This is a genomic window from Pseudoxanthomonas sacheonensis (assembly GCF_031455975.1).
Classification (GTDB): Bacteria; Pseudomonadota; Gammaproteobacteria; order Xanthomonadales; family Xanthomonadaceae; genus Pseudoxanthomonas_A; species Pseudoxanthomonas_A sacheonensis_A.
In genome coordinates this window covers 141,557-163,200 of record NZ_JAVDTT010000002.1, presented here as the reverse complement: position 1 = coordinate 163,200, position 21,644 = coordinate 141,557, and the positions used below count along the sequence as shown (strand labels likewise).

Annotated in this window: 24 protein-coding genes and 1 tRNA gene; 16 read left to right on the top strand and 9 right to left on the bottom strand. The window is 63.9% G+C overall.

Annotation, left to right across the window (positions count from 1 at the left end):
* The first annotated feature begins 2 nt into the window (after window positions 1-2).
* The 7 genes from trbJ to J2W94_RS07855 are packed head-to-tail and all read left to right on the top strand — an operon-like array spanning window position 3 to window position 5,409.
* Window positions 3-740, top strand: coding sequence for a P-type conjugative transfer protein TrbJ (gene trbJ, locus J2W94_RS07885; RefSeq protein ID WP_310091920.1), 738 nt, complete (start codon window positions 3-5; stop codon window positions 738-740).
* Between the two features lie 5 nt (window positions 741-745).
* Window positions 746-1,048 (top strand): entry exclusion lipoprotein TrbK, encoded by a 303-nt coding sequence (locus J2W94_RS07880; protein ID WP_310091919.1) that lies wholly within the window; start codon window positions 746-748, stop codon window positions 1,046-1,048.
* Between the two features lie 4 nt (window positions 1,049-1,052).
* Complete coding sequence (gene trbL / locus J2W94_RS07875; RefSeq protein ID WP_310091917.1) at window positions 1,053-2,171, top strand: P-type conjugative transfer protein TrbL; 1,119 nt, start codon at window positions 1,053-1,055, stop codon at window positions 2,169-2,171.
* A gap of 2 nt (window positions 2,172-2,173) precedes the next feature.
* Window positions 2,174-2,884 (top strand): conjugal transfer protein TrbF, encoded by a 711-nt coding sequence (trbF, locus tag J2W94_RS07870; RefSeq protein ID WP_310091916.1) that lies wholly within the window; start codon window positions 2,174-2,176, stop codon window positions 2,882-2,884.
* The gene (gene trbG / locus J2W94_RS07865; protein WP_310091915.1) at window positions 2,884-3,870 is read left to right on the top strand and encodes a P-type conjugative transfer protein TrbG; all 987 of its coding nucleotides are present in this window, start codon (window positions 2,884-2,886) and stop codon (window positions 3,868-3,870) included. Before trbF ends, trbG begins: the two co-directional genes overlap by 1 nt.
* Entirely contained in the window at window positions 3,867-5,054 is a 1,188-nt protein-coding gene (locus J2W94_RS07860; RefSeq protein WP_310091914.1) for a TrbI/VirB10 family protein, read from the top strand. The genes trbG and J2W94_RS07860 overlap by 4 nt, the downstream gene beginning before the upstream one ends.
* Before the next feature lie 58 nt (window positions 5,055-5,112).
* Window positions 5,113-5,409, top strand: coding sequence for a helix-turn-helix transcriptional regulator (locus J2W94_RS07855; RefSeq protein WP_310091913.1), 297 nt, complete (start codon window positions 5,113-5,115; stop codon window positions 5,407-5,409).
* A 111-nt stretch (window positions 5,410-5,520) separates the two neighbouring features.
* On the opposite strand, the gene J2W94_RS07850 is transcribed toward J2W94_RS07855, so the two are convergent.
* Together J2W94_RS07850 and J2W94_RS07845 are read right to left on the bottom strand one after the other, a co-directional pair.
* Window positions 5,521-6,822 carry a tyrosine-type recombinase/integrase gene (locus J2W94_RS07850; RefSeq protein WP_310091912.1) on the bottom strand — a complete coding sequence of 434 codons (1,302 nt, stop codon included), beginning with the start codon at window positions 6,820-6,822 and terminating at the stop codon, window positions 5,521-5,523.
* A 187-nt stretch (window positions 6,823-7,009) separates the two neighbouring features.
* Window positions 7,010-7,086, bottom strand: a tRNA-Met gene (locus J2W94_RS07845).
* A gap of 119 nt (window positions 7,087-7,205) precedes the next feature.
* On the opposite strand from J2W94_RS07845, the gene J2W94_RS07840 reads away from it, so the two are divergent.
* The 3 genes from J2W94_RS07840 to bfr all read left to right on the top strand — a co-directional run bounded on the left by J2W94_RS07840 (window position 7,206) and on the right by bfr (window position 8,682).
* Complete coding sequence (locus tag J2W94_RS07840) at window positions 7,206-7,808, top strand: RNA pyrophosphohydrolase (protein ID WP_430540573.1); 603 nt, start codon at window positions 7,206-7,208, stop codon at window positions 7,806-7,808.
* Window positions 7,809-7,872: 64 nt separating this feature from the next.
* Complete coding sequence (locus tag J2W94_RS07835; RefSeq protein WP_310091911.1) at window positions 7,873-8,097, top strand: (2Fe-2S)-binding protein; 225 nt, start codon at window positions 7,873-7,875, stop codon at window positions 8,095-8,097.
* Between the two features lie 114 nt (window positions 8,098-8,211).
* Window positions 8,212-8,682 (top strand): bacterioferritin, encoded by a 471-nt coding sequence (gene bfr, locus J2W94_RS07830; RefSeq protein WP_310091910.1) that lies wholly within the window; start codon window positions 8,212-8,214, stop codon window positions 8,680-8,682.
* On the opposite strand, the gene J2W94_RS07825 is transcribed toward bfr, so the two are convergent.
* From J2W94_RS07825 to J2W94_RS07815, 3 genes are read right to left on the bottom strand one after another with little or no spacing between them, the layout of a single operon-like run.
* Entirely contained in the window at window positions 8,655-11,072 is a 2,418-nt protein-coding gene (locus tag J2W94_RS07825) for an ATP-binding protein (protein ID WP_310091909.1), read from the bottom strand. The genes bfr and J2W94_RS07825 overlap by 28 nt on opposite strands.
* 2 nt (window positions 11,073-11,074) lie before the next feature.
* Entirely contained in the window at window positions 11,075-12,958 is a 1,884-nt protein-coding gene (locus J2W94_RS07820; protein WP_310091907.1) for an EAL domain-containing protein, read from the bottom strand.
* Between the two features lie 60 nt (window positions 12,959-13,018).
* Window positions 13,019-13,639, bottom strand: a complete 621-nt coding sequence (locus J2W94_RS07815) for a DUF4126 domain-containing protein (protein ID WP_310091906.1) — start codon at window positions 13,637-13,639, stop codon at window positions 13,019-13,021.
* Between the two features lie 186 nt (window positions 13,640-13,825).
* Here J2W94_RS07815 and J2W94_RS07810 point away from each other — a divergent pair, with 186 nt between their 5' ends.
* From J2W94_RS07810 to J2W94_RS07785, 6 genes are all read left to right on the top strand, one after another.
* Window positions 13,826-14,542 (top strand): DUF6776 family protein, encoded by a 717-nt coding sequence (locus J2W94_RS07810; protein ID WP_310091905.1) that lies wholly within the window; start codon window positions 13,826-13,828, stop codon window positions 14,540-14,542.
* 45 nt (window positions 14,543-14,587) lie between these two features.
* Window positions 14,588-14,998 (top strand): bactofilin family protein, encoded by a 411-nt coding sequence (locus J2W94_RS07805; protein ID WP_310091904.1) that lies wholly within the window; start codon window positions 14,588-14,590, stop codon window positions 14,996-14,998.
* Window positions 14,999-15,181: 183 nt separating this feature from the next.
* The gene (locus tag J2W94_RS07800; RefSeq protein WP_310091903.1) at window positions 15,182-15,937 is read left to right on the top strand and encodes a DUF6776 family protein; all 756 of its coding nucleotides are present in this window, start codon (window positions 15,182-15,184) and stop codon (window positions 15,935-15,937) included.
* A gap of 79 nt (window positions 15,938-16,016) precedes the next feature.
* Window positions 16,017-16,403 (top strand): iron-sulfur cluster insertion protein ErpA, encoded by a 387-nt coding sequence (gene erpA, locus J2W94_RS07795; RefSeq protein ID WP_310091902.1) that lies wholly within the window; start codon window positions 16,017-16,019, stop codon window positions 16,401-16,403.
* A gap of 34 nt (window positions 16,404-16,437) precedes the next feature.
* Window positions 16,438-17,361: an NAD(+) diphosphatase gene (gene nudC, locus J2W94_RS07790; protein ID WP_310091901.1), complete on the top strand. Its 924-nt coding sequence runs from the start codon at window positions 16,438-16,440 to the stop codon at window positions 17,359-17,361.
* Between the two features lie 77 nt (window positions 17,362-17,438).
* Window positions 17,439-18,338 (top strand): hypothetical protein, encoded by a 900-nt coding sequence (locus tag J2W94_RS07785; protein WP_310091900.1) that lies wholly within the window; start codon window positions 17,439-17,441, stop codon window positions 18,336-18,338.
* Window positions 18,339-18,452: 114 nt separating this feature from the next.
* On the opposite strand, the gene J2W94_RS07780 is transcribed toward J2W94_RS07785, so the two are convergent.
* The 4 genes from J2W94_RS07780 to J2W94_RS07765 all read right to left on the bottom strand — a co-directional run bounded on the left by J2W94_RS07780 (window position 18,453) and on the right by J2W94_RS07765 (window position 21,623).
* A complete protein-coding gene (locus tag J2W94_RS07780) occupies window positions 18,453-18,869 on the bottom strand; it encodes a DUF2752 domain-containing protein (RefSeq protein ID WP_430540572.1) in 417 nt (138 codons plus the stop codon).
* 4 nt (window positions 18,870-18,873) lie between these two features.
* The gene (locus J2W94_RS07775) at window positions 18,874-19,200 is read right to left on the bottom strand and encodes a CD225/dispanin family protein (RefSeq protein WP_310091898.1); all 327 of its coding nucleotides are present in this window, start codon (window positions 19,198-19,200) and stop codon (window positions 18,874-18,876) included.
* A 53-nt stretch (window positions 19,201-19,253) separates the two neighbouring features.
* The gene (locus tag J2W94_RS07770) at window positions 19,254-19,559 is read right to left on the bottom strand and encodes a CD225/dispanin family protein (RefSeq protein WP_310091897.1); all 306 of its coding nucleotides are present in this window, start codon (window positions 19,557-19,559) and stop codon (window positions 19,254-19,256) included.
* 150 nt (window positions 19,560-19,709) lie between these two features.
* Window positions 19,710-21,623, bottom strand: coding sequence for an MFS transporter (locus tag J2W94_RS07765; RefSeq protein WP_310091896.1), 1,914 nt, complete (start codon window positions 21,621-21,623; stop codon window positions 19,710-19,712).
* Window positions 21,624-21,644 lie beyond the last annotated feature (21 nt).

Genomic DNA, 21,644 nt, shown 5'->3' with positions numbered 1-21,644 from the left:
TCATGAAGAACAAGCTTTGTCGGGCCACGGGCCTGGCGATTGCGATCGGGTTGAGTCTGGTGGCGCCCGCACAGGCGCAGATGGCGGTGTTCGATCCTTCGAACTTCGTGCAGAACACGTTGACCGCCACGCGCACGCTGTCTCAGATCGAGAACCAGGTGCGGCAGCTACAGAACGAAGCGCAGATGCTGATCAATCAGGCGCGCAACCTGCAGGAACTGGATTTCGATTCGGTGAGCCGGCTGCGGGAGACGTTGGCCCGGACCGAACAGTTGCTGGACCAGGCCAAAGGCCTGGCGTTCGACGTCTCCCAAGCACAAGGGCAGTTCGCACGACTGTATCCGGACCAATACGGGGCTGCGGTCTCCAGAGGCCAGTTGCAGAACGATGCGCTTGAGCGCTGGGGCAGTTCGCTCGAAGCCTTGCGCACGGCGGTGCAGATGCAGGCCCTAACCATGGAGAATGCACAAGCCGACGAATCGGTGCTGACCGACTTGGTTGGCGCCAGCCAGTCGGCGGTCGGCGCCTTGCAGGCCGCTCAGGCGACCAACCAGTTGCTGGCCCTGCAATCGCGGCAGCTGATTCAGACCCAGCAGTTGCAGGCCGCGCAGGGCCGGGCGACGGCGCTGGAGCAGGCGCGCGGGGTCGCTGCGGAAGAGCGCGCCCGCGAGCAACGCCGGCGCTTCATGACCGGCGATGCGAACTACACCGTCGAAGCGCTGCACCTGTTCGAGGAATGAGCCGCATGCGAATGATTGCAACGGCGAGCTTATTGTTGGGCATGGCGGGCGCACTGTCCGGTTGTGACCGCGAAGTGCCGGCGCCTGCCATTGCTCCCACACCGAAGCCATCGCCCGAATTGGTGGATGAGCTGGCTCGCGATCCCGAGCGGCTCAAGGAGCTGCGGCGGTTGTGCGTCGAGGAACGCGACCAGGTCGAAGAGGAACTGTGCGCGGCCTCGGCCTTGGCGGCCCGAAAGGTTTTCATGGGTGAATCGAAGCCTCGCTTCATGCCCATCCCGATGTTCCCCCGTAACCCGCCGCCGTGATCGCATGGAAGATCTAGGTGTCATCGATCATTTCCTCAACGTCTACACCCGTTACATCGACAGTGGCTTCGGCCTGCTGAGTGGCGAGGTGGCGTTTCTGACGGCCACGCTGGTGGTCATCGACGTGACCCTGGCCGGATTGTTCTGGGCCATGGGCGGCAACGACGATGTGATCGCCAAGCTGATCAAGAAGATCCTCTACGTCGGCGCGTTCGCCTTCATCCTGACCAACTTCAGCATGCTGTCGAACGCCATATTCCGCTCGTTCGCCGGGTTGGGGCTGGTGGCTTCGGGTTCGACATTGAGCGAGTCGGACCTGTTGCGACCGGGGCGGCTGGCTGAAGTGGGCGTGGAGGCGGCCATGCCGCTGATTGACCATATGGGAACCTTGAACGGATTTCCGGATGTGTTCCTGAATCTGGACACGGTCGTCGTGCTGTTCCTGGCCTGGATCGTGGTGATCCTGAGCTTCTTCATTTTGGCAGTGCAGCTGTTCGTGACCTTGGTCGAGTTCAAGCTGACCACGCTGGCCGGATTCGTGCTGGTGCCCTTCGCCTTGTGGAACAAGACATCGTTCCTGGCCGAGAAAGTATTGGGCAACGTGATGTCTTCCGGCATCAAGGTGCTGGTGCTGGCGGTCATCGTCGGCATCGGTGCCGGCCTGTTCAACGAGTTCGAGTTGCCGCCGGGGACGCAGCCCACCATTGATCACGCATTGGCGATCATGTTGGGATCGTTGACCTTGTTCGGTCTGGGCTTGTTTGGTCCCGGTATTGCGACTGGTCTGGTCGCCGGCGGACCGCAACTGGGTGCTGGTGCGGCCGCTGGCGTTGCGCTGGCCGCGGGGGGTGTCACGACGGCTACCGGTGCGGCAGTAGTAGGCGCGGCGCGTATTGGCGCGAGCACTTTGGGCGCAGGGAACCGGCAGGCCCCGCAAGCTTCTCAAGCGTCGGCCGCTGCATTGGCTGGCGGCAAATCCAGTAGTGCTGGTTCTCCGGCCTGGGCCCAGCGGATGCAACGTCGCCAGCAGGTGGCGCGAGGTCTGAGTACTGCGGTGCACGTGGCCCGGTCCTCCGACCGTGGTGGCGGTGGCTCCGGTCCGACCCTTCATAGAGGAGATTGAGCATGCGATTCAAGCGAACCGGCGTGCGGTACTCCGACACGCCGCAACCGGCTACGCCTTACCAAAAGGCGGGCCAGGTCTGGGACGACCGTATCGGCGCAGCACGGCTGCAGGCGCGCAACTGGCGGCTGATGGCCTTCGGGTGTTTGACGCTGTCGTTGATCGTGGTCGGTGGCCTGTTGTGGCAACTGGGCCGTTCGACCATCACACCCTACGTGGTGGAAGTCGACAAGGAGGGCGAGGCACGTGCGATCGGTCCCGCTATGGAGACCTATCGACCGAATGACGCACAGGTCGCACGAGAACTGGAGCGTTTCATCCGCAACGTGCGCTCGCTGCCTCTGGATCCAGTGGTGCTGCGGGAACGTTGGCTGGAAGCCTACGACTACAGCACCGACCGCGGTGCGGTTGCGCTCAACGAATACGCCCGTAACAACGATCCGTTTGGACGGGTGGGCAAGGTCACGGTGGCGGTGGAAGTGATCAGCGTAGTCCGCGCTTCGACCACCTCGTTTCAGGTGCGCTGGATCGAACGCAGCTCAGTCAATGGCGCGTTGAGTACGACCGAACGCTGGACCGGCATTGTCACGCTCGTGCTGCAACCACCGCGCGATGTGGTGCGACTGCGGAAGAACCCCTTGGGAATTTACGTCAACGGTCTGGACTGGAGCCGGGAATTGGGCTCGGCCACGACCACAGGAGAGGAAAGGTAATGAGGAGAATCTTGTTTTTGGTGATGTGCGCGGGGTTGGTTGCCTGCGCGGGATTGCAGCCGGCGCCCGAGATTGCATTGGATGAAGTGATTGAAGCGGTGCCGCTTCCGGATCCACCCGCACCGGTGCAGGTCGTGGAGGTGCCGATGCCCTTGCCGCTCCCGGGGCAGCTGAAACCCCTGCCACCCTCAAAGTCTCTGCCGGCGAAGCCGGTTGATCCGCAGCGCGAAGTTACGGCTGCGAATCGCGCGGCCCGCATCGAGCCGCTAGGCGAGGGCTTCGTCAATGCAACCCAGGTCTGGCCCTACAGTGCTGGTGCCCTGTATCAGGTGTACGCCAGTCCCGGACGCGTCACCGATATCGCCCTGGAGGCAGGTGAGCAGCTGGTTTCGGTGTCGGCCGGTGACACGGTGCGCTGGATCATCGGCGACACCCTCAGCGGTGGTGGTGCGGAAGAGCGCGTGCACGTGTTGGTCAAACCCACGCGCATCGAGCTGCAGACGAACCTCGTGGTCAGCACCGACCGCCGCAGTTATCACCTGGAACTGTCTTCCACGCCCCGAACGTGGATGGCCTCTGTCTCGTGGGAGTATCCAGGGGATCTAGTGCGCTCGCTGCATCAGCGTGAGCAAAGCGCGCAGGCCCAGACGCCCATCGAGGGCATTGCCCTCGATCGACTGCAGTTCCGTTATGCCATCACCGGCGATGCACCGGCCTGGCGGCCGTTACGCGCCTTCGACGATGGGCAGAAGGTCTACATCCAGTTCCCGGTCAGTATCGGCCAAGGCGAATTGCCACCGCTGTTCGTGATCGGCGCCGCCGGCGACACGCAATTGGTCAACTACCGGGTGCGAGCGCCTTATTACATTGTTGATCGCCTGTTCGGCGCGGCCGAGCTGCGCTTGGGCGGCGATAAGGCACAGGTGGTGCGCATTACTCGGACCGACGGGCGGACGCGTGAGCGACCTAGGGCTGGCAAGCGATGAGCGTTGCTGGCAAGGAAGATCCCGAGAAGTTGGCGCTGCGGGCCAGGCCGAAGCCGGTCACGCGCCTCAATCGCCGCACGCTCGCCGTTCTGCTGGGCGGGTTGGCGCTGATCGTGCTGCTCTCCACGCTTTGGGCCTTCCGTGACCGCAGCCCAGAACCGGCGTCGGAGGCGACCGAGCAACACAACGTCGAGCGTGTGTCCCGTGCTGAAGGATTGGCAGCCCTGCCCAGCGACTATCGGCACATACTTTCCCCAACACCGGCCCCCGAGTCCTCGCCGCTTAATGCAGGAGCATCCGACGAAGTAAATTCTCGTCCGGATGCAGAACAGCAGGCGCTGCGTGCTGAAGAACAGCGCCGGCAAGCCGAGGCCGAAACCGCGGCAAAGGCGCAGGTGTTCTTCCAGAAGAATCAGCCGCGAGCGACCGACGCACCAGCTGCCACGACGGATGCTACGGCTAACGTTGTTGCCCCGAGACCTGCGACCGGCATTGCTGTGCCCGCGGAAGACGAGCAGGCCGCCCAGAACCGGCAGACCCACAAGCGGGCATTTGTCGACGCGGAGCCGGATGCACGGATTTACGCATCCGGAACAATCCAGCAACCGCGCTCGCCGGCACAGTTGATGGCGGGCACGGTGATTCCTGCCGCACTGCTGACCGGCTTGAACTCCGATCTGCCGGGGCAGGTCATCGCCACCGTCACCGAGCACGTCTACGACAGCCTGACAGGCCGCCTGTTGTTGATCCCGCAGGGCTCACGACTACTGGGCCAATACGACAGCCAGATCGCCTATGGCCAACGCCGGGTGCTGCTCGTCTGGAGCCGGCTGATCCGCCCGGATGGCTCCTCGATTGTGCTTGATCGGTTGCAAGCCATCGACGCCAGTGGTCAGGCGGGCTTGGAAGATGCAGTGGACAATCATTGGGGACGTTTCATTGGTGGCAGCGTGCTCTCCACTCTGCTTGCATTGGGTGGGCAGTTGGCTGCGCCCGAAGAAGACAGCGATGAAGGCACGGTCATTGTCTCCACCCGCGATAGTGTGCAGGAGACCATCACCGGCGCTGGCCAACAGGTCACACGTCGCAACCTCAATCTGCAGTCTACGTTGACGGTACGTGCCGGATTCCCGCTACGTGTAATGGTGAACCGGGATTTAATCTTTCAGCCAAATAGGCAGTAGTTGGGGTGTCCGCGAAAATGTGAGAGAGCCTGTCTGCCTGCGTTGTCGCAACTAAGATTTGAAAGTTCTTCTCTATTCTCTGATGGGTGAATCGAGCATGCATAAACTGCCGGAAACTGGCTACCTGCGTTTGGTGCAAATCGTGGGGAGACCCTCGGCGGCCGGCAAGCCAGAGATTCCTGCCATCATTCCCGTTTCGCGATCGACGTGGTGGGCGGGAGTTAAATCTGGCCGCTATCCGCAACCAACTCGTGCACTGGGACTGCGCATCACAGCTTGGCGGGTTGAAGATGTGCGCGCACTTTTGGAGCAAATCGCTGAAGCCGACGCAAGTTGCCAGAAAACCGGTTCCTAGAAACAGATGCTTTGAATAACTGACCGCGCGAGTACGCCGCTACTTGAGCCTGCCATGTTTTGCGTTGTACTTCAGTGCTGGTCACATTTCTCAAGCTGTCATTTCTCAAGCTCAACTTGCTTTACGTGTTTCAACGAGGTTGTTGGCTGGATTGCCGCGCGGTTTGCGTTTGACGGCCACGATTTTCTTTGGATCTTTCCGTAAGGCATCGAGATAGGTAGCCCAGGCCTGCATCATCTTCTTTCTCTCCGGCAGATATTCGGCCTTGTTATAGACGCCTCGTACTCCGGGTTCCTTGTGGGAGAGCTGCCGTTCGATGGCATCGGACTTGAAGCCCAGCTCATTCAGCAGCGTTGAGGCCATGTGTCGGAACCCGTGCCCCGTCAGCGTCTCCTTGTCATAGCCCAGCCGTCGCAGGGCTGCGTTGACGGTCATATCCGACATGGGACGCTTGCAACTACGTGCGCCTGGAAACAGATACTGCCTCTTTCCTGTGACGGGGCGTAGCTCGTCGAGTATTGCCAGCGCTTGAGTGGGTAACGGGACAATATGCGGTTGTGTCTTGGGGTCTTCCTTTTCCGCTTTGCGCAGCTTGCGGCGGGCGGGAGGAATGCTCCAGCGAGGGCCGTCCGGATGGTCCAGATCGAATTCCGACCATTCGGCCGCGCGGAGCTCTCCAGGGCGTACGAACAGCATCGGCGCCAGTTTCAAGGCACAGGCGACGGGGAGTGTGCCAACGAAGCCATCTATGGCCCGAAGCAGTTCGCCCACCTGGACAGGATCGGTGATGGTGGGGAAGTTGTGCTTTCGCCGTGAGGGCAGGGTGGCGCTGAGGTCGGCTGCCGGGTCCCTCGATGCGTACTCCGCGGCGATCGCGTATTTGAACACCCGGCTCAGCTGAAAGCGAAGGCGATGCGCCTGTTCCAGGTGGCCACGTTTGGCAATTCGATCCAGCAGGGGGCGGATCTCAGCCACACCTACCTCGGTGATCGGCAGCTTGCCGATCCAGGGGAAAGCGTGGTTCTGCAGCCGGTCCCGTTCCTTGTTGTGCTGCTTGGAGGTCCATTCAGGCGCTTTGACTGCCAGCCATTCACGGGCGATGACTTCAAAGCTGTTGGCCGCACCCTCCTTGCGGGCCATCTTGGTCGCTTTTCGTTGTTCGCCGGGATCCAGCCCGCGAGCCAGGAGCTTGCGGGCTTCGTCGCGCTTGGTACGGGCATCGGCCAGGCCGGTATCCGGGTAGGTACCCAGGCTGAGGGTATTCCGTTGGCCCGTCAGCGGGCGACGGTAGTCCCAACGCCACCAGCGGGCACCATCAGGCTTAAGCAGTACGTACAGACCGCCTGAATCCGTGAGTTTGGTCGGTTTTGCGCCGGGGATCGCCTTGCGGATTGCGATGTCGGTAAGAGGCACAAAGAGGTCCTTCTGACGGTAACTGCCTTTTGGGCTTTACCAGTTACCGTCAAAGTTACCGTCAGTTACCGTCGGATTTCTACCCGCTGGGTCGCACTGCATCGGACAATAAAAAAGCCGGAAGGCCCGTTCTTAAAGGGTTTTCCGGCTCTTTTTGGACTGCGTTGGACGTCTTCAATGCACGGATTGGTGGCTATGGGTGGACTCGAACCACCGACCCCAGCATTATGAGTGCTGTGCTCTAACCGGCTGAGCTACATAGCCGTGCATTGAACCGCGCATTTTTCCTGCCTGACCCTCGCCTGTCAATGAGAACTGCTTTGCTTGAGACATCCGTCTGGGCGTGGCACAGTCGGACTCAGTAGATTTCAGGAGTCCGCATCGTGATCGATCCGGACGGCTACCGACCTAATGTCGGCATAGTGTTGATGGGCCCGGATGGGCGGGTGTTCTGGGCGCGCAGGGTGCGCCGGGATGGCTGGCAGTTCCCGCAGGGCGGCATGAACACCGATGAGACGCCGGTCGAGGCCATGTACCGCGAATTGCGCGAGGAAACCGGCCTGCTGCCCGAGCACGTCGAGATTCTGGGCGCTACCCCAGGCTGGCTGCGCTACCGGCTGCCGCACCGTGCCGTGCGCCACAACGAACGCCATGTCTGCATCGGCCAGAAGCAAGTCTGGTTCCTGCTGCGGCTGGTGGGCGACGAGTCGCATGTGCGCCTGGATCTCACCGAGACCCCCGAATTCGACCACTGGCGCTGGGTGGACTTCTGGTACCCCATGGAGCACGTGGTGATGTTCAAGCGCGGGGTCTATGCCCGTGCCCTGCGCCATCTGGCCCCCTTTGCCCGGCTGGTGGCCGGCGCGCATGCGGTGCCGCAGATGCTGCTGGATGCCTGGATGCCCGAGCTAGGCCTGGGCAGACCGCACCCCACTTCCCGACCGCCAGCCAAACGTGGCGGCAGCGGCGGTCCCGGAAAGAATTGACAATCATTCTCATTCGCGATGGAATAGGGCAAGCCTAGCCGGCCTGCCAGGAATCCACCGCCCCGTGTACGTCTGCATCTGCAATGGAGTCACCGACCACCAGATCCGCGAAGCCGCTGCTAGCGGCGTACGCAGCGTGGCCGAGCTGACCATGCGTACCGGCTGCGGCGCCACCTGCGGTACCTGCCTGGAAACGGCCGCCGGGATCCTCGACGCCCACGCGCCCGAGCGCCGCAATAATGCATTCTCCGTGCCGATGCTGGGCGCGGGCATTTCCCAGGCCGCCTGAGCCAACGGACTCCACCCGGCGGTTGTTCGCCGCAAGATGAGCACGATTCGCGTTTCGTCATCGCCCCGCGCGAGCCGTTAACCTGCCCGCCTTCCCCATAACCGGAGCACGGCCATGAAGGGCGACGCCAAGGTCATCGAGTTCCTCAACAAGGCGCTCTACAACGAGCTGACCGCCATCAACCAGTATTTCCTTCACGCCAAGATGCTGAAGAACTGGGGCCTCAACGAACTGGCCAAACACGAATACGAAGAATCCATCGACGAGATGAAGCACGCGGACAAACTGTCCGAGCGCATCCTGTTCCTGGACGGCCTGCCCAACTTCCAGATGCTGGGCAAGCTGCGCATCGGCGAGAACCCGCGCGAACTTCTGCAATGCGACCTGGCCCTGGAATACGAGGCGCTGCCGTTGCTGCGCGAGGCCATCGCGCATTGCGAAACGGTCAGCGACTACGTCAGCCGCCAGTTGTTCGCCGATATCCTGGAATCGGAAGAAGAACACATCGACTGGATAGAGACCCAACTGTCGGTCATCGACCGCATCGGCGAACCGAACTACCTGCTGACCAAGCTGGAAGACTGAGCGGTCGTATCGGAGTCGCGATTGAGTTCGGCGATGTAGCCTTGCAGGGCCATGCGCGCGCGCGCGTATTCGGCGATTACCAACGCCACCGCCACCGCGGGGCGATCCAGTTTCTGCGCGCGCGCACCCAGTTCCACGCGCTTGGCCGCAGTCGACAGCGCCATCGCGCCGACGTTGGCGCTGGAGGACTTGAGCGTATGCGCGGCGTCGCGCATCGCGTCCAGATCGGGGATCGTCGACGCCGATTCCAAGCGGGCGATCAGCCGCGGCGCATCTTCCAGGAACAGGCCGACGATGCGTGCGGTTTCATCGCCGGCGATTTCCTGCAGCTCGTCCAGCATGCTGTGGTCGAGCACCGGGAAGATCGACGGCACGGGGGGGCGCGGCGGCGGCGTTGAGGCCGGAACGCCGGCATCGATCGTCGGCTGCGCAGCGCGCAGGCTGAAACTGGCCCGACCCGGCAACCAGCGCTGCAGGCAGTTTTCCAGTTGCTCGCGCGATACCGGCTTGGACAGGTAGTCGTCCATGCCCGCATCCAGACAGCGCTGCCGGTCTCCGGCCATGGCGTTCGCGGTCATGGCCACGATCGGCAGGTGCATCTTCGAACCCTGCAGCACTTCCCGGTCGCGCCATTCGCGCGTGGCCGAATAGCCGTCCAGCACCGGCATCTGGCAGTCCATCAGCACCAGGCTGTAAATGCCGGTCGCCATTTTCTCCAGCGCGATCTGGCCGTTGATGGCGATGTCGCAGCTATAGCCCAGGACAGACAGAAGTTTTTCGCCGACCGCCAGATTGACCGGGTTGTCTTCCACCAGCAGCAGTCGGGTGACGGTGGGCAGTCCACTCACTGGAGCGATGGCGGCAGCGGGCGTATCGGCGCTGGACGGCGCGGGAACCGCCGGCGCTGGTTTCACCGCCGTCAGCTCGTCGCGCTGCGGAATCTCGTCGAAGCCTACGGTCGCCGGTTCGGAAACAGGCGGAGCGAAAGAGAGCGCGGCGTGCAAGTCCGCGCCGTGCGACTGGCGCGGCAGCAAGATGCTGCCGTCGCGCAATTCATCGGGGATCTCCTCATCGCCGTACAACCAGACCATGCGCATCCCGTCGACGAGGTTGTTGCGGGTGACGCCGCGATGCAAGGCGCGCGCGCTGGCGCGGATCGAGGAAAGATCGCCCAGCACGATGGAAAAGTTGGTGGTCCCGGACGTCTGCACGGAGCGCAGACGCTCCAGCGCTTCCTGAGTGGTATCCACGCAAGTCAGCTGGATGCCCCAGCTGGGCAGCAGAATCGACAGGCGTTGGCGCAACCGGGCCTCCGGGCTGACCAGCAGCGCACGGGTGAGTTCCAGGCTGGAGTCCTGGGTGCGCAGGTCGCCGATCACCTTCAGCAGCGGCACTTCGAACCAGAACGTGGCGCCGCGCCCCGCTTCGGAATGCACGCCGATGCGTCCACCCATCAGGTCGATGATGCGCTTGCAGATGGCCAGGCCCAGCCCGGTACCGCCGTACAGGCGGGTGGTGGAGGCGTCGGCCTGGCTGAACGAACTGAACAACCGCGTCTGCGTCTCCGCATCGATGCCGATGCCGGTGTCGCGCACTTCGAAACGCAGCAGATGCTGGGCCGCGGTTTCGCCCAATCTGCGCACGTTGACCGTGACCGCGCCGCGCTCGGTGAACTTCACCGCGTTGCCGATCAGGTTGCTGAGCACCTGGCGCATGCGCACCGGGTCGCCGCGTACGGGCAGGCGTACCGCAGGATCCAGCTGCAGGTTGAGGCGGATGTTCTTGTTCTCGGCCGGGCGTTGCATCAGCTGCAGCACGCCGTCCAACACTTCGCGCAGATTGAAACCGGTGATTTCCAGTTCCAGCTTGTTCGCTTCCAGCTTGGAGTAGTCGAGGATGTCGTCGACGATGCGCAGCAGTTGCTGCGAGGACGCGCTCGCGGTGTTGAGCATGTCGCGTTGGTCGGGCGGCAAGGCCGCGCGCGACAGCAGATCCAGCATCGGCACGATACCGTTGAGCGGCGTGCGGATCTCATGGCTCATGGTGGCCAGGAATTCGCCCTTGGCCAGCACCGCCGACTCGGCCGCTTGCTTGGCGAGCAGCAATTGCTGTTCCAGGCGGTCGTGGCGCTGCAGGTCCCGTTGCAGATTGTCGCGTTCGGACTCGGCCATCGCCGCGCGCGCTTCGGTGCCTTCGTAATAAGCGGCCAGCGTGCGCATGCGCAGGGCGACGATCAGGCAGGCGAGGCCGGCCACACCCGCGCTGGCCAATGCCACCCACGGCCAAGGTCCGGCGATACCGAACGAGGGCAGCAGCAGCGCCGCAAGGACCAGCAGAATCGCCGCCAGTGCCAGCCAGGGCGCTACGGGCAGACGCCCGAGCCGGTTCATTGCTACAGGACCGCGTTTTGGAAATCGAAGCCCAGATCGCTGCCGACTCCCTGCACCAGGTTGCCCTGGATGAAGTCGACGCCGCCCATCCACATCGCCGCTGCGGCCTGGGGGTCTTCGATCTGTTGCCCGATCACTTGCAATCCCATCCGATGGGCCAGGTCGATCATCCCGCGCAGCTGGTCGCGCAGGGCCGGGTCGTGATGGGCAGTGGCGTAACGGCTGGCCACGCGCAAGTAGCCGAGCGGCAGCTGGGTGAGCAGCGCTTCGGCTTCGCGGCCTGGCTCGAACTGGCTGAGACAGAACTGCACGCCTGCGGCCATCAGCCGGTTGCAGAACTGCCGCAGGGTCACCGAGTGGATCAAGGCATCGTCCAGGCGCAGGTCGATGATCAACGAGGTGCCTTCGATGCCGCGCTCGGCGATGGCCTGCAAGAGCCAGTCGGCGAACGTCTCGCGCGCCAGCGAACGCGGCGATTGCGAGACGAACAGCCTCAGCAGCCTGCCATCGCTCTGGGACTGGGCAAGCAGGTCCAGCACTCGTTCCATCACCTGCCGATCCAGCTCGACGATGCGTCCGGCCATTTCCGCTGCGGGCACGGCCTGCGCCGCAGGCACCAGGGTGCCGTCCGCCTGGCGCATGCGCAGGAACACCTGGTATTGCGCCAGGCTGTTGCCGGCGACCGAGACGATGGGCTGGAAGGCCAGCTCCAGAGCCGTATCCAGCAGCGAGATTCCGTCTTCTTCGCCGCTGGCTTCGAGCGGCGTATAGGCGGCGACTCCCTCCGGTTGCTGGCGGGCCAGCAACGCGGCGCGCTCGGTGGCTTCCAGTGCGCTGCCGGTGTCGGAGAACGTGTGCGGCACCGCCGCATAGCCCACCGCACCGCCCAGGCGCAGAGTTTCGTCGGTGCGCACCGGGAAGTCGTGCAGGCCCAGTTGTTCGCGCAATCTGCTCGCGAACGCCGCCATGGCCTCGGCGTCCAGATCCTTGGCCAGCACCAGAAAGCTGTTGTCGTTGAGCCGCGCAAGCGGATGCGGCGCAGCGGCCAGCGCCAACTGGCGCCCGGCAGCGGCCATCAGATTTTCGAAGTTCGCGTAGCCGTAGCGCTCGCGCAGGCCCAAGGTGCCGCTGATTTCGACGAAGAACAAACCGCCCGGCGTTTTTTCTTCCAGCGCGTTGCCCAGTTGCAGCATCAGATAGGCGCGGGTGGGCAAGCCGGTTTCGGGGTTCAGCGCCAACTGCGGTGCGGTCGCCAGCGGCGTGCGCTGCCGCGAGCGCTGGATGCGGTTGGACACCGCCGCAATCAGATGGCGTGGACGGATGGGTTTGGTGAGGAAATCATCAGCGCCGCTTTCCAGCACCTCGTACTCGCGCTCCGGGTCGGGATCGCCGGTCAGGAACACGATGGGCAGGTGCAGCAAGTCCGGGCGCTGACGGATCTGCATGGTCAGCGACATCCCGTCCCGCCCCGGCATGTGCAGGTCCATCAACACCAGATCGGGCTTGAAACGCTCGATCGCCGCGATCACGGCGTCCGGCGCCATCTCCACTTCGGCCTGCATGCCGGCGCCGTGCAGCACGCTCTGCGCGAACAGCGCCTGGCCGCGATCGTCTTCCACGATCAGTATCCGGAAGGGCGTCTCGCCGGTTTCGTGCTTGCGCGTGTCGTTGGCGACGACGGCGGCGGCGGCGGCGGCGTTGCCTTCGGCCGCCCGCGGTTCCGCGGCCGCAGTGTCGGCCGCCGCGGTGACGGTAGTAATCGCCGGCTCTTCCGCAGGCGCGTCGTCGGTCCAGCGACGCCAGTAATGCGACGGTGGCTTTTCGGCGCGCAGTCGGGAGCGTAAGGGCTCGTCCTGCGGACGGGATGTGGGTTCAATAGCTGACATCAGGCTTCCCCAAGCATGAGGCCCATTATGCGACGAAGTTCACAAGATTGTGGACCTGGATCACGGCCGGGGTCCTTCCATCGGTCCGGCCATGGGCGGGGGGCCCTGCATCAGGTTGCGGAGCCCCCTGGACAGTTTGCGCCAGACCCACCAAACCGCCAACGCCAGGACCACGCTGACCCCTACCACCAACGTCAACGCCAGCCAGGGGTGGGCGAAGGCCAACGACAGGCCGCCGACCACCACTACGTCCTCGGTCACCGAGGCGGTCCAGTTGCTGACCGGCTCCGGCGACGTATTGAGCAACGCGCGCGAACCGCTTTTCAATAGGTGGCTGGTCAGCGCGACGCCCGCGCCGGCCACCAGGGCGCCGGTGCCAAGCTGGCCGTCGGGCGACAGCGTCGCCGCCGCCAGGAAGGCGCCCGCCGGTACCCGCGCCAGGGTCTGCAACAGATCCCAACCCGAATCCACGCCCGGGATCTTGTCCGCGAAGAATTCGGTCAGCGCCAACGCGCCCGACGCGCCCAGTACCCACCAGGACTCGGTGACCTGCAGCGCGGGCGGCAGGTCCAGCCAACCGAGCGCGCCGGCCACCCCCAGTCCGAACACGGTCAGGTACACGCGGATCCCGGCCATCCATGCCAACAGGATCCCAATTACGAAAAGATGCGCTTCGGACATGAGGACGATTCGCCTAGACTGGGCCCATACCGGACGGTCACAGGGGGCCGTCCAACCGTTACCGAGTATAGGCCCGTTGCCCGGGCGGTACCTGAGTCGCTTTGGGTATCGCCGGACGCGTGTCCGCCAGGAAGGTGGATGCGTCCTTGGGCTTACCTCCAAGTATCGAATATCCGGATTCCCCCGATGCCCGCAATCCCTTCCCGCTACCAGATCGTGCAACGCCGAGAGACGCGCCGCTGGCCCTGGGTGGTTGCGGTCGGTGCGATCTGGCTGCTGTCGCTCGGACTGGCCTGGCAGTGGGCAGGCATCCGCGCCGCGCCTGCCTTGGCCGATGCGACGAAGCGCATGCGCAGTGCGGAACGGCAGCTGGCGGATCAGCAAGTCCGCTTGAAGCAACTGAGCCAACGCGAAACCACGCTGGCCGTGTCGGACAGAATCAGCCGCAACGCCAATGGCGATCTGCAGGGCGCGCTGGCCGAGCGCGACGAGGAAATTTCCGCTCTGCGCGCCGATGTGGCTTTCTACGAACGCCTGGTGGGCCCCACTCAGCAGCGCAAGGGGCTGAACGTGTTTTCGTCGGAGTTCGCCCCCGGCGTCGGCAGCGCCTGGCACTACCAGATCGTACTGACCCAGAACCTCAACCGCGGCGCGATCAGCCAGGGCCGGATGCGTTTCGTGCTCGAAGGCGTACGCGCCGGCAAGCTGGCCACGGTGGATTGGGCCGAGCTGAACCAGCGACCGGGCATGCAGGGGCAGGGATTCTCCTTCCGCTATTTCCAGAGCCTGGAGGGCCAGGTGATGCTGCCGCGCGACTTCACTCCGCAGCGCGTACGCGTGCTGCTGGACGGGGAAGACGTGGCGGTGGAGCAGGCTTTCGACTGGAAGAACGCCAATACCTGAGCGCCAAGCGCTTTCCTATTTTTTTAGTTGCCAGCGGAGACCCACATGTTCAAGAACAAGCCGATTCATCACGACGGTCATCCCATCGATACGCTGATCGGCCCGCAGGTCACGATCCACGGCGATCTGGTCTTCAGCGGCGGGCTGTACGTCGAAGGCCGCATCCACGGCAAGGTCATCGCCGAAGAAGGCGAACGCGCCGTGCTGACCCTGGCCGAGCAGGGCCGGATCGAGGGCGAAGTGCAGGTGCCGGTGGTGATCCTCAACGGCCAGCTGCAGGGCGATGTGTACGCCGCCGAGCGGGTGGAACTGGCGGCCAAGGCGCGCGTACTGGGCAACGTGCACTACAAGGTCGTGGAAATGCGCGCCGGCGCGACCCTTACCGGGCGACTGATCCATGTCGATGCGGAAACGGCGATGGCGCCGGTCGCGACCCTGGTGGCGTCGAGCGGCTGAGTTGACGCGAGCTGAGTGGGAGCGGCGTCCCGCCGCGAGCTTTTGCGGGGCAAGACAAAGCAAGAGCTCGCGGCGGGACGCCGCTCCCACACAACCGGGCCGGATCAATAATGCCGGAGGGGCGGGAGGGCCGCCGGCCTTGCGTTCAGAGGTTCCTTAACCGGTTAGGGCTATGCTCGGTCTATGATCGATCCGCCCACTCCGGCCCAGACCAAGCCGGCCCAGACCAAGCCGCAAATGCAGCCGCTGTCGCCGATAGCGCGCAGCACCCTGTACGCGACCCTTGTACTGATGTTGCTGGCGCTGGCCTTCGGTGGCTGGGGCTTGTGGGAGGTATTCGGCGGCGCGGATGCCAACCGACCGACATCGGCGCAGCTGCAGGACCAGCAACGCAAGATCGACCAGCTGGAACAACGCGCCGCCACTCTGGCCCGTTCCGACCAGATAAGCCGCGACGCCAACGGCGACCTGCAGAGCACGCTGGCCGAGCGCGACGAGGAAATCGCCGGCCTGCGCGCCGACGTGGCCTTCTACGAGCGTTTCGTGGGCGCCACGGCCCAGCGCCGCGGCTTGGCCGTGCACGAGCTGCAACTGCAGCCCTCCAGCGAGTTGAGCTGGCATTTCGTCGCTACCCTGACCCAGAACCTCAACCGCGGCGCGGTCAATGCCGGACGCCTGCAGGTCTCGGTGGAAGGGACTCGCGCGGGCAAATTGCAGCGCCTGGCCTGGGCCGATCTGCGCCAACAGCCCAATGCGCCGGGGGTCGAATATTCGTTCAAGTACTTCCAGCAGGTCGAAGGCGATCTGGTGCTGCCCGCCGATTTCAAGCCGACCCGCGTCGCCGTGCGCCTAGTCCCACAGAGCGGCAGCCCGATGGAACAGTCCTTCTCCTGGGCCGATTCGCTGGCCGGTGCGGCGGTCACGCCCCCGTCCCCATGAACGCTCTCGATAGCCCTGCGAGACGCAGTGATCCCTACCTCCGCTTGAACCGACCGCCGTCCGGCCCCATCCTGGTCCCATGAGCACGCTCGTTTCATTGCCAGGCGCCATGCCTGCGCCGAACTACCAGTCGCTGGATCGCCCGCTGAACTTCACCCACGCGGCCGCGGCCAAAGTGCGGGAGTTGATCAACGAGGAAGGCAATCAGGCGCTGGCTCTGCGCGTCTATATCCAGGGCGGCGGCTGTTCGGGCTTCCAATACGGTTTTGAGTTCGACGAGAACCGCGCCGACGACGATGTGGCGGTGGATACCGACCAGGTGACCCTGCTGGTGGACCCGCTGAGCCTGCAATACCTGATGGGCTCGGAAGTGGACTACACCGAAAGCCTGCAAGGCGCGCAGTTCGTGATCCGCAATCCCAACGCCAAGACCACCTGCGGTTGCGGAAGCAGCTTCAGCATGTGAGCGCGCGCCTGCCGCCGCGTATCATGCCTGCGCCGTGACAGACACCCGCCTCAAATTCCCCGCCGAACTTTCCGGTTTCGCCTTCACCGGCGAACCGATCAACCGTGCCGATGCCTTGCGCGACGATGCCGATGCGCAGGCGCGGCTGTGGCCGCAGGCGCGCGTCATCGTGCTGGATGCCGACGGCAATGCCTTTGCCGATGAAACGGGACAACTGCTGGTCACCACCGGCGCGGCGCTGGGCGGCGGGCCGGGAACCGCGGTCCTGCTCGGTCTGCATGGCGACGTCGCCTGGTTTTCGGTGGAAGCCGAAGCACTGCCGCTGACCGCTCCGCAACGCATCGATCTGCGCCGTGCCGCCGCCTCATGGCCCGCCGCCGAAGCCAGCGCCTTCGCCTTCGCGCGAGCGATGCAGCACTGGCGCAGCCGCACGCGCTACTGCGGCATCTGCGGCGGCGCCATCGAATTCCGCCGTGCCGGTTACGTGGCCCATTGCACCCGGTGCGGCGCCGACCATTACCCGCGGGTCGATCCGGCGGTGATCGTGGCGGTCAGCGATGGCGAACGCCTGCTGCTCGGTCGCCAGGCCAATTGGCCCGCGCAACGCTATTCGGTGATCGCCGGTTTCGTCGAGCCGGGCGAATCGCTGGAACAGACCGTGGTCCGCGAAGTGTTCGAGGAAACCCGCGTGCGCGTGCGCAGCTGCCGCTATCTGGGTGCGCAGCCCTGGCCGTTTCCGGGCGCCTTGATGCTGGGTTTCATCGCCGACGCCGAACCCGACCAGCCGCAAGTGGACGGCGAACTGGAGGACGCGCGCTGGTTCAGCATCGAAGAAATCGCCGCGGCGCGCCAGCGCAAGGGCGAGGATGCATCGGGAATGCTGTTGTCGCCGCGCATCTCCATCGCGCGTTCGCTTATCGAACATTGGTATGAAGGGATCATGGCGGGCCCTGCCTGAGTCCCGAGTGTGTCCCGAGCGGCCGCGACCCGCTGTTCACGACTAGCCACGCTAGAATCGCCCACGGAGGGACACACATGTCGATCACTTTGGTTGCTGTCGTCATTGCATTGGTGCTCGGGCATGTGGCGCCGGCGCTGGTGACGGCCGCGCGCCATTACCACTGGTACGGCCACTGGCTGCGGTGGCTGGATGCCAATGCGGGCGAAGGCGGTTTCTGGCGCGGACGCTACGGCATCTCGCTGGCGCTGCTGCCGCCGTTGCTGATCGTCGCCTTGCTGCAATGGACGCTGCGCGCGCCCATGCTGCTGCTGGGTTTCCTCGGACTGCTGTTCGGGATCGCCGCGCTGGTCTATGCGTGGGGTCCGCGCGACCTGGATGTCGATGTGGAAGCGATTATCGATGCGCACGATCCGCCGACGCGGCGCGCGGCCATCGCGCGGCTGTGGCCGGAAGGCGCGGCCGTCGCTGCCGATGGCCCGGCACTGGTCGAAGCGGTGTTCCGCAACGCCCTGCATCGCTGGTTCGGCGTGCTGTTCTGGTTTCTAGTGCTGGGGCCGGTGGGCGCCTTGTTGTACCGGCTGACCGCGTTTTCGGTCGAAGGCGAATTCGCACAAAGCCTGCCTACCGAAACACGGCAAGGCGCGCGGGCCCTGTCCGCGGTGCTGGACTGGCCGGTGGCGCAATTGATGACGCTGTCGATGGCGCTGGTCGGCAACTTCGATGCGGTATTCAACGCATGGCGTCAGGCGAATGGAAACCACTGGCAGCTGGACAACGCTTTCCTGGGCGCTGCCGCGCGCGCCAGCGTCAAGAGCGAGCTGGCCGAAGAAGCGGAAGAGTACGCAGAGGAAGGCATGGTCCAAGCCATGCGCGAGCTGCCCGAACTGCGCGATGCCATGAGCCTGGTGTGGCGCATCCTGCTGTTGTGGATGGCGGTGTTGGCGCTGTTCGTGATCGCGGGGTGGGTGAGTTGACCTGTTTGCGAGGCACTGCCTCGCAGGTCAGCGAACGCCCGGCCACGGATGGCCGGGCCGGACGTTCCGAAGCCTGTTCTGTTGCGCCAAGGATGGCGACGTAGAAGCTACGACTCAGCCCGGCGCCAGCAACGTAAACGGAAACCACGGCAGATTCCGTGCGATCCAATACAGCGGCAGCAGCACCAGCCAGAATTTCGGTTCGGCCAGTACTACGATCAACGGCCGCAGCCACTTCGGTTGCCAGCCCAATTTCCACGCCCCCAGCAGCGGCGAGATGGCCAGCATCGTCATGGCCAGCGGATTCATCGAGAACGCACCCGGCACATCGCCATGGGCCAGCGCATGCAGCGCGCGGGTCATGCCGCAACCGATGCAGTACCAACCGGTGAGGGCATGGAACATGCATTTCGGAAACAGGCTGCCGGCCGCATTGGGATCGAAATTACGCAACAGCCAGAAACCGACAACGGCCGCGAGCGCGGCCGTTGTCAGTACGGCTATTTGCATTGGCCGTAATACGAACGACATCAGCCTACGACTGATATTGCTGCATCATCTGCATGTAGGATTCGGCGCCACCGGTGGCGAACATGACGATGTTGATCAGCAGGCCGATGATCGCCAATGCAGTGGCGACCCAGCACCAGGTCTTTGCGTTGGCCGAAGCGCGCTGCGCGCCCGCGATGTCGCCCTGATTGAGCAAGGTGTTGACCTTGTTCGCGAATACGATGGCCACGATGCCTACCAGGCCCAGTGGGCAGCACAGACAGGTTGCCAATACGGTCGCGATGATCGACCAGGCCAAATAGTTGGGGATGCTGCCGGGGGCGGCGGAAGCGGGCGGCGGTACGTAGCTCATCTGGATTCTCCGTTCTGGATGGTTGCTGGGACAGGATGGGTGTCGGTGACAGTCTAATTCACGCCGCTCAGTCCGCCCAGCACTCCAAGGCCGCCCAGGACGACTACGAAGACCAGATACAGGAGGATCGGGATCAGTGCCAGTCCGGCCGAAAGCATGGCCCAGAACTTCGCCTTGCCCGAGGCTTCGAGCGCGCCGGCGATATCGCCGGCGGCACGCTTCCCGTCCACTTGCGAGGCATAGACGATCGACACGATGCCCAAGGGCAGGCAGCAGAACAAGGTGCTCAGGATCGCCCAAACCAGATGGTTGGGGATGTAATCCTGATAGCCGCCCGGAGGCGGAGGCACGTAACTCATACAAGACTCCGGTGACGCCGGGACTGCGGAACGGCCCGGACTTCGATTAATTCGTGTTTCCCCGCCGCCAAGCGTAACCGAACGCGGCCTGCCGGAACACGGCCTATCAGAGCAGGGCCTATCAGAGCAGGGCCTATCAGAGCAGGGCCGCTACGCGTCGCCGTCACGCAGTTCGCGGACCCGGGCCTCCAGTTGTTCCGCGGTAGCGCCGTTGCCGTCGATGATTTCGCCTGCAACCACCTCGACACGCGCGCGGAAGCGGCGCGGCACGCGCATACGACGCATGCGCCCGTCGCGGTGGCTCCACATGCTGGTCCACATGCCCTTGAGCGCCATCGGCACTACCGGTACCGGACGCCCGCTTTCATAGCTACGCTCCAGCACTTTTTCCAGGCCGGATTTAAACGGCGCGATCTCGCCGTCGCGGGTCAACGCGCCCTCGGGGAAGATGCCCACGATCTGCCCGTCCGCCAGCGCCGCATCGATCTCGGCGAAGGCGCGCTGCATCAACTCCGGGCTCTCGCGCGCGCCGGCGATGGGGATCGCCTTAGCGGTGCGGAAGATCCAGCTCATCACCGGGATGTTGAAGATCTTGTAGTACATGACGAAGCGCACCGGCCGCGGCACGCTGGCCGACAGGATCAACGCATCCATGTAGCTGACGTGGTTGCAGACCAGCAGCGCCGGGCCTTCGTCGGGCACGTTCTTTTCGATGCCGTGCAGCCGCAAACGGTACATCGCGCGCACCAGCACCCAGCTGAGGAAGCGCATCAGGAATTCGGGAACGATGGTGAAGATGTAAATCGCCACCACCGCGTTGGCGATGGCCAGGGCCAGGAACAGCTGCGGAATGGTCCAGCCCAGGAAGCGCTGCAGCACGATGCAGACCACCGCGGCCAACACGATGAAGGCCGCGTTCTGGATGTTCATGCCGGCGATCACCCGCGAAAGCTCGTCGCGCGGGGTGCGGCTCTGGATCAATGCGAACAGCGGCACCACGAAGAAGCCGGCGAACAGGCCGATGCCCACCAGGTCCACGATGATCCGCCAGCTGCCGACAGCGCGCACGAATTCCATTACCGACAACCCGGTAGCCGCCGGGGCGCCGCTGCGTGCGAAGTAAAGATCCAGCAGGAACGCGCTGATGCCGAACGCCCCTAGCGGCACCAGACCGATTTCCACCGTGCGCCCGGAAAGCTTTTCGCACAGCAGCGAACCCACTCCCGTACCCACCGAGAACAAAGCCAGGACGAAAATGTAGAGACTTGCGCTGCGCTCGGGCGCCCCTAGATTGATCTCGGCATAGGTCGGCAGCTGCGAAGTCAGTACCGTGCCGACGAACCAGAACCAGGATACCCCAAGAATGGCATTGCGCACGGCCGGCTGTTTTTTGGCCATGCGCAGGATCGCAAACGATTCGGGAATTGGATTCCAGTTGATCTTGAGATCCGGCGCTCCAGCTTCGGCACGTGGTATGGCGCGACTGACCAGATTGCCGCTTACCGCCAGCACTACAATCGCGGTGGCCGCGACGACAGGTCCATTGGCACCCGCGGCATCGAAGATCATGCCGCCGAAAATCATGCCCAGCAGGATCGAGAGGGAAGTGCCCATTTCGACCAGCCCGTTGCCGCCGGTCAGTTCTTCCGGCCTGAGCACCGATGGCAGGATGGAATATTTCACCGGCCCGAACAACGTGGATTGCATGCCAGTGCAGAACAGCGCCACCAGCAGCACGATCATGTTCTGGGTGAGGAATCCCACCGCTGCCAGCGTCATGATGCCGATCTCCATCGTCGTGGTGATGCGGATTAGCTTGGACTTTTCCAGCTTTTCGGCGATCTGACCGGCAGTGGCTGAGAACAGAAAGTACGGCAGGATGAATAAGGCAGGCGCTAAGTTGGTGTACAGCGTCTTCTGATCGGTACTGACGCCCAAGTAGATCAGCAGGCCGATGATGGCCTGCCGGTAGACATTGTCGTTGAAGGCGCCGAACGCCTGAGTGGCGAAGAACGGCAGGAAGCGCCGCTGTTTCAGTAAGGCGAACTGGCTATGGCTCGACATGCGTGCTCCTTGGATGCGCGG

What these genes read in the sequence shown, in the direction of transcription:
- trbJ (WP_310091920.1), top strand. Translation starts at nt 3, where the DNA reads ATGAAGAACAAGCTTTGTCGGGCCACGGGCCTGGCGATTGCGATCGGG.
- J2W94_RS07880 (WP_310091919.1), top strand. Translation starts at nt 746, where the DNA reads ATGCGAATGATTGCAACGGCGAGCTTATTGTTGGGCATGGCGGGCGCA.
- trbL (WP_310091917.1), top strand. Translation starts at nt 1,053, where the DNA reads ATGGAAGATCTAGGTGTCATCGATCATTTCCTCAACGTCTACACCCGT.
- trbF (WP_310091916.1), top strand. Translation starts at nt 2,174, where the DNA reads ATGCGATTCAAGCGAACCGGCGTGCGGTACTCCGACACGCCGCAACCG.
- trbG (WP_310091915.1), top strand. Translation starts at nt 2,884, where the DNA reads ATGAGGAGAATCTTGTTTTTGGTGATGTGCGCGGGGTTGGTTGCCTGC.
- J2W94_RS07860 (WP_310091914.1), top strand. Translation starts at nt 3,867, where the DNA reads ATGAGCGTTGCTGGCAAGGAAGATCCCGAGAAGTTGGCGCTGCGGGCC.
- bfr (WP_310091910.1), top strand. Translation starts at nt 8,212, where the DNA reads ATGAAGGGCGACGCCAAGGTCATCGAGTTCCTCAACAAGGCGCTCTAC.
- J2W94_RS07825 (WP_310091909.1), bottom strand. Translation starts at nt 11,072, where the DNA reads ATGAACCGGCTCGGGCGTCTGCCCGTAGCGCCCTGGCTGGCACTGGCG.
- J2W94_RS07820 (WP_310091907.1), bottom strand. Translation starts at nt 12,958, where the DNA reads ATGTCAGCTATTGAACCCACATCCCGTCCGCAGGACGAGCCCTTACGC.
- J2W94_RS07815 (WP_310091906.1), bottom strand. Translation starts at nt 13,639, where the DNA reads ATGTCCGAAGCGCATCTTTTCGTAATTGGGATCCTGTTGGCATGGATG.
- J2W94_RS07810 (WP_310091905.1), top strand. Translation starts at nt 13,826, where the DNA reads ATGCCCGCAATCCCTTCCCGCTACCAGATCGTGCAACGCCGAGAGACG.
- J2W94_RS07805 (WP_310091904.1), top strand. Translation starts at nt 14,588, where the DNA reads ATGTTCAAGAACAAGCCGATTCATCACGACGGTCATCCCATCGATACG.
- J2W94_RS07800 (WP_310091903.1), top strand. Translation starts at nt 15,182, where the DNA reads ATGATCGATCCGCCCACTCCGGCCCAGACCAAGCCGGCCCAGACCAAG.
- erpA (WP_310091902.1), top strand. Translation starts at nt 16,017, where the DNA reads ATGAGCACGCTCGTTTCATTGCCAGGCGCCATGCCTGCGCCGAACTAC.
- J2W94_RS07785 (WP_310091900.1), top strand. Translation starts at nt 17,439, where the DNA reads ATGTCGATCACTTTGGTTGCTGTCGTCATTGCATTGGTGCTCGGGCAT.
- J2W94_RS07780 (WP_430540572.1), bottom strand. Translation starts at nt 18,869, where the DNA reads ATGTCGTTCGTATTACGGCCAATGCAAATAGCCGTACTGACAACGGCC.
- J2W94_RS07775 (WP_310091898.1), bottom strand. Translation starts at nt 19,200, where the DNA reads ATGAGCTACGTACCGCCGCCCGCTTCCGCCGCCCCCGGCAGCATCCCC.
- J2W94_RS07770 (WP_310091897.1), bottom strand. Translation starts at nt 19,559, where the DNA reads ATGAGTTACGTGCCTCCGCCTCCGGGCGGCTATCAGGATTACATCCCC.
- J2W94_RS07765 (WP_310091896.1), bottom strand. Translation starts at nt 21,623, where the DNA reads ATGTCGAGCCATAGCCAGTTCGCCTTACTGAAACAGCGGCGCTTCCTG.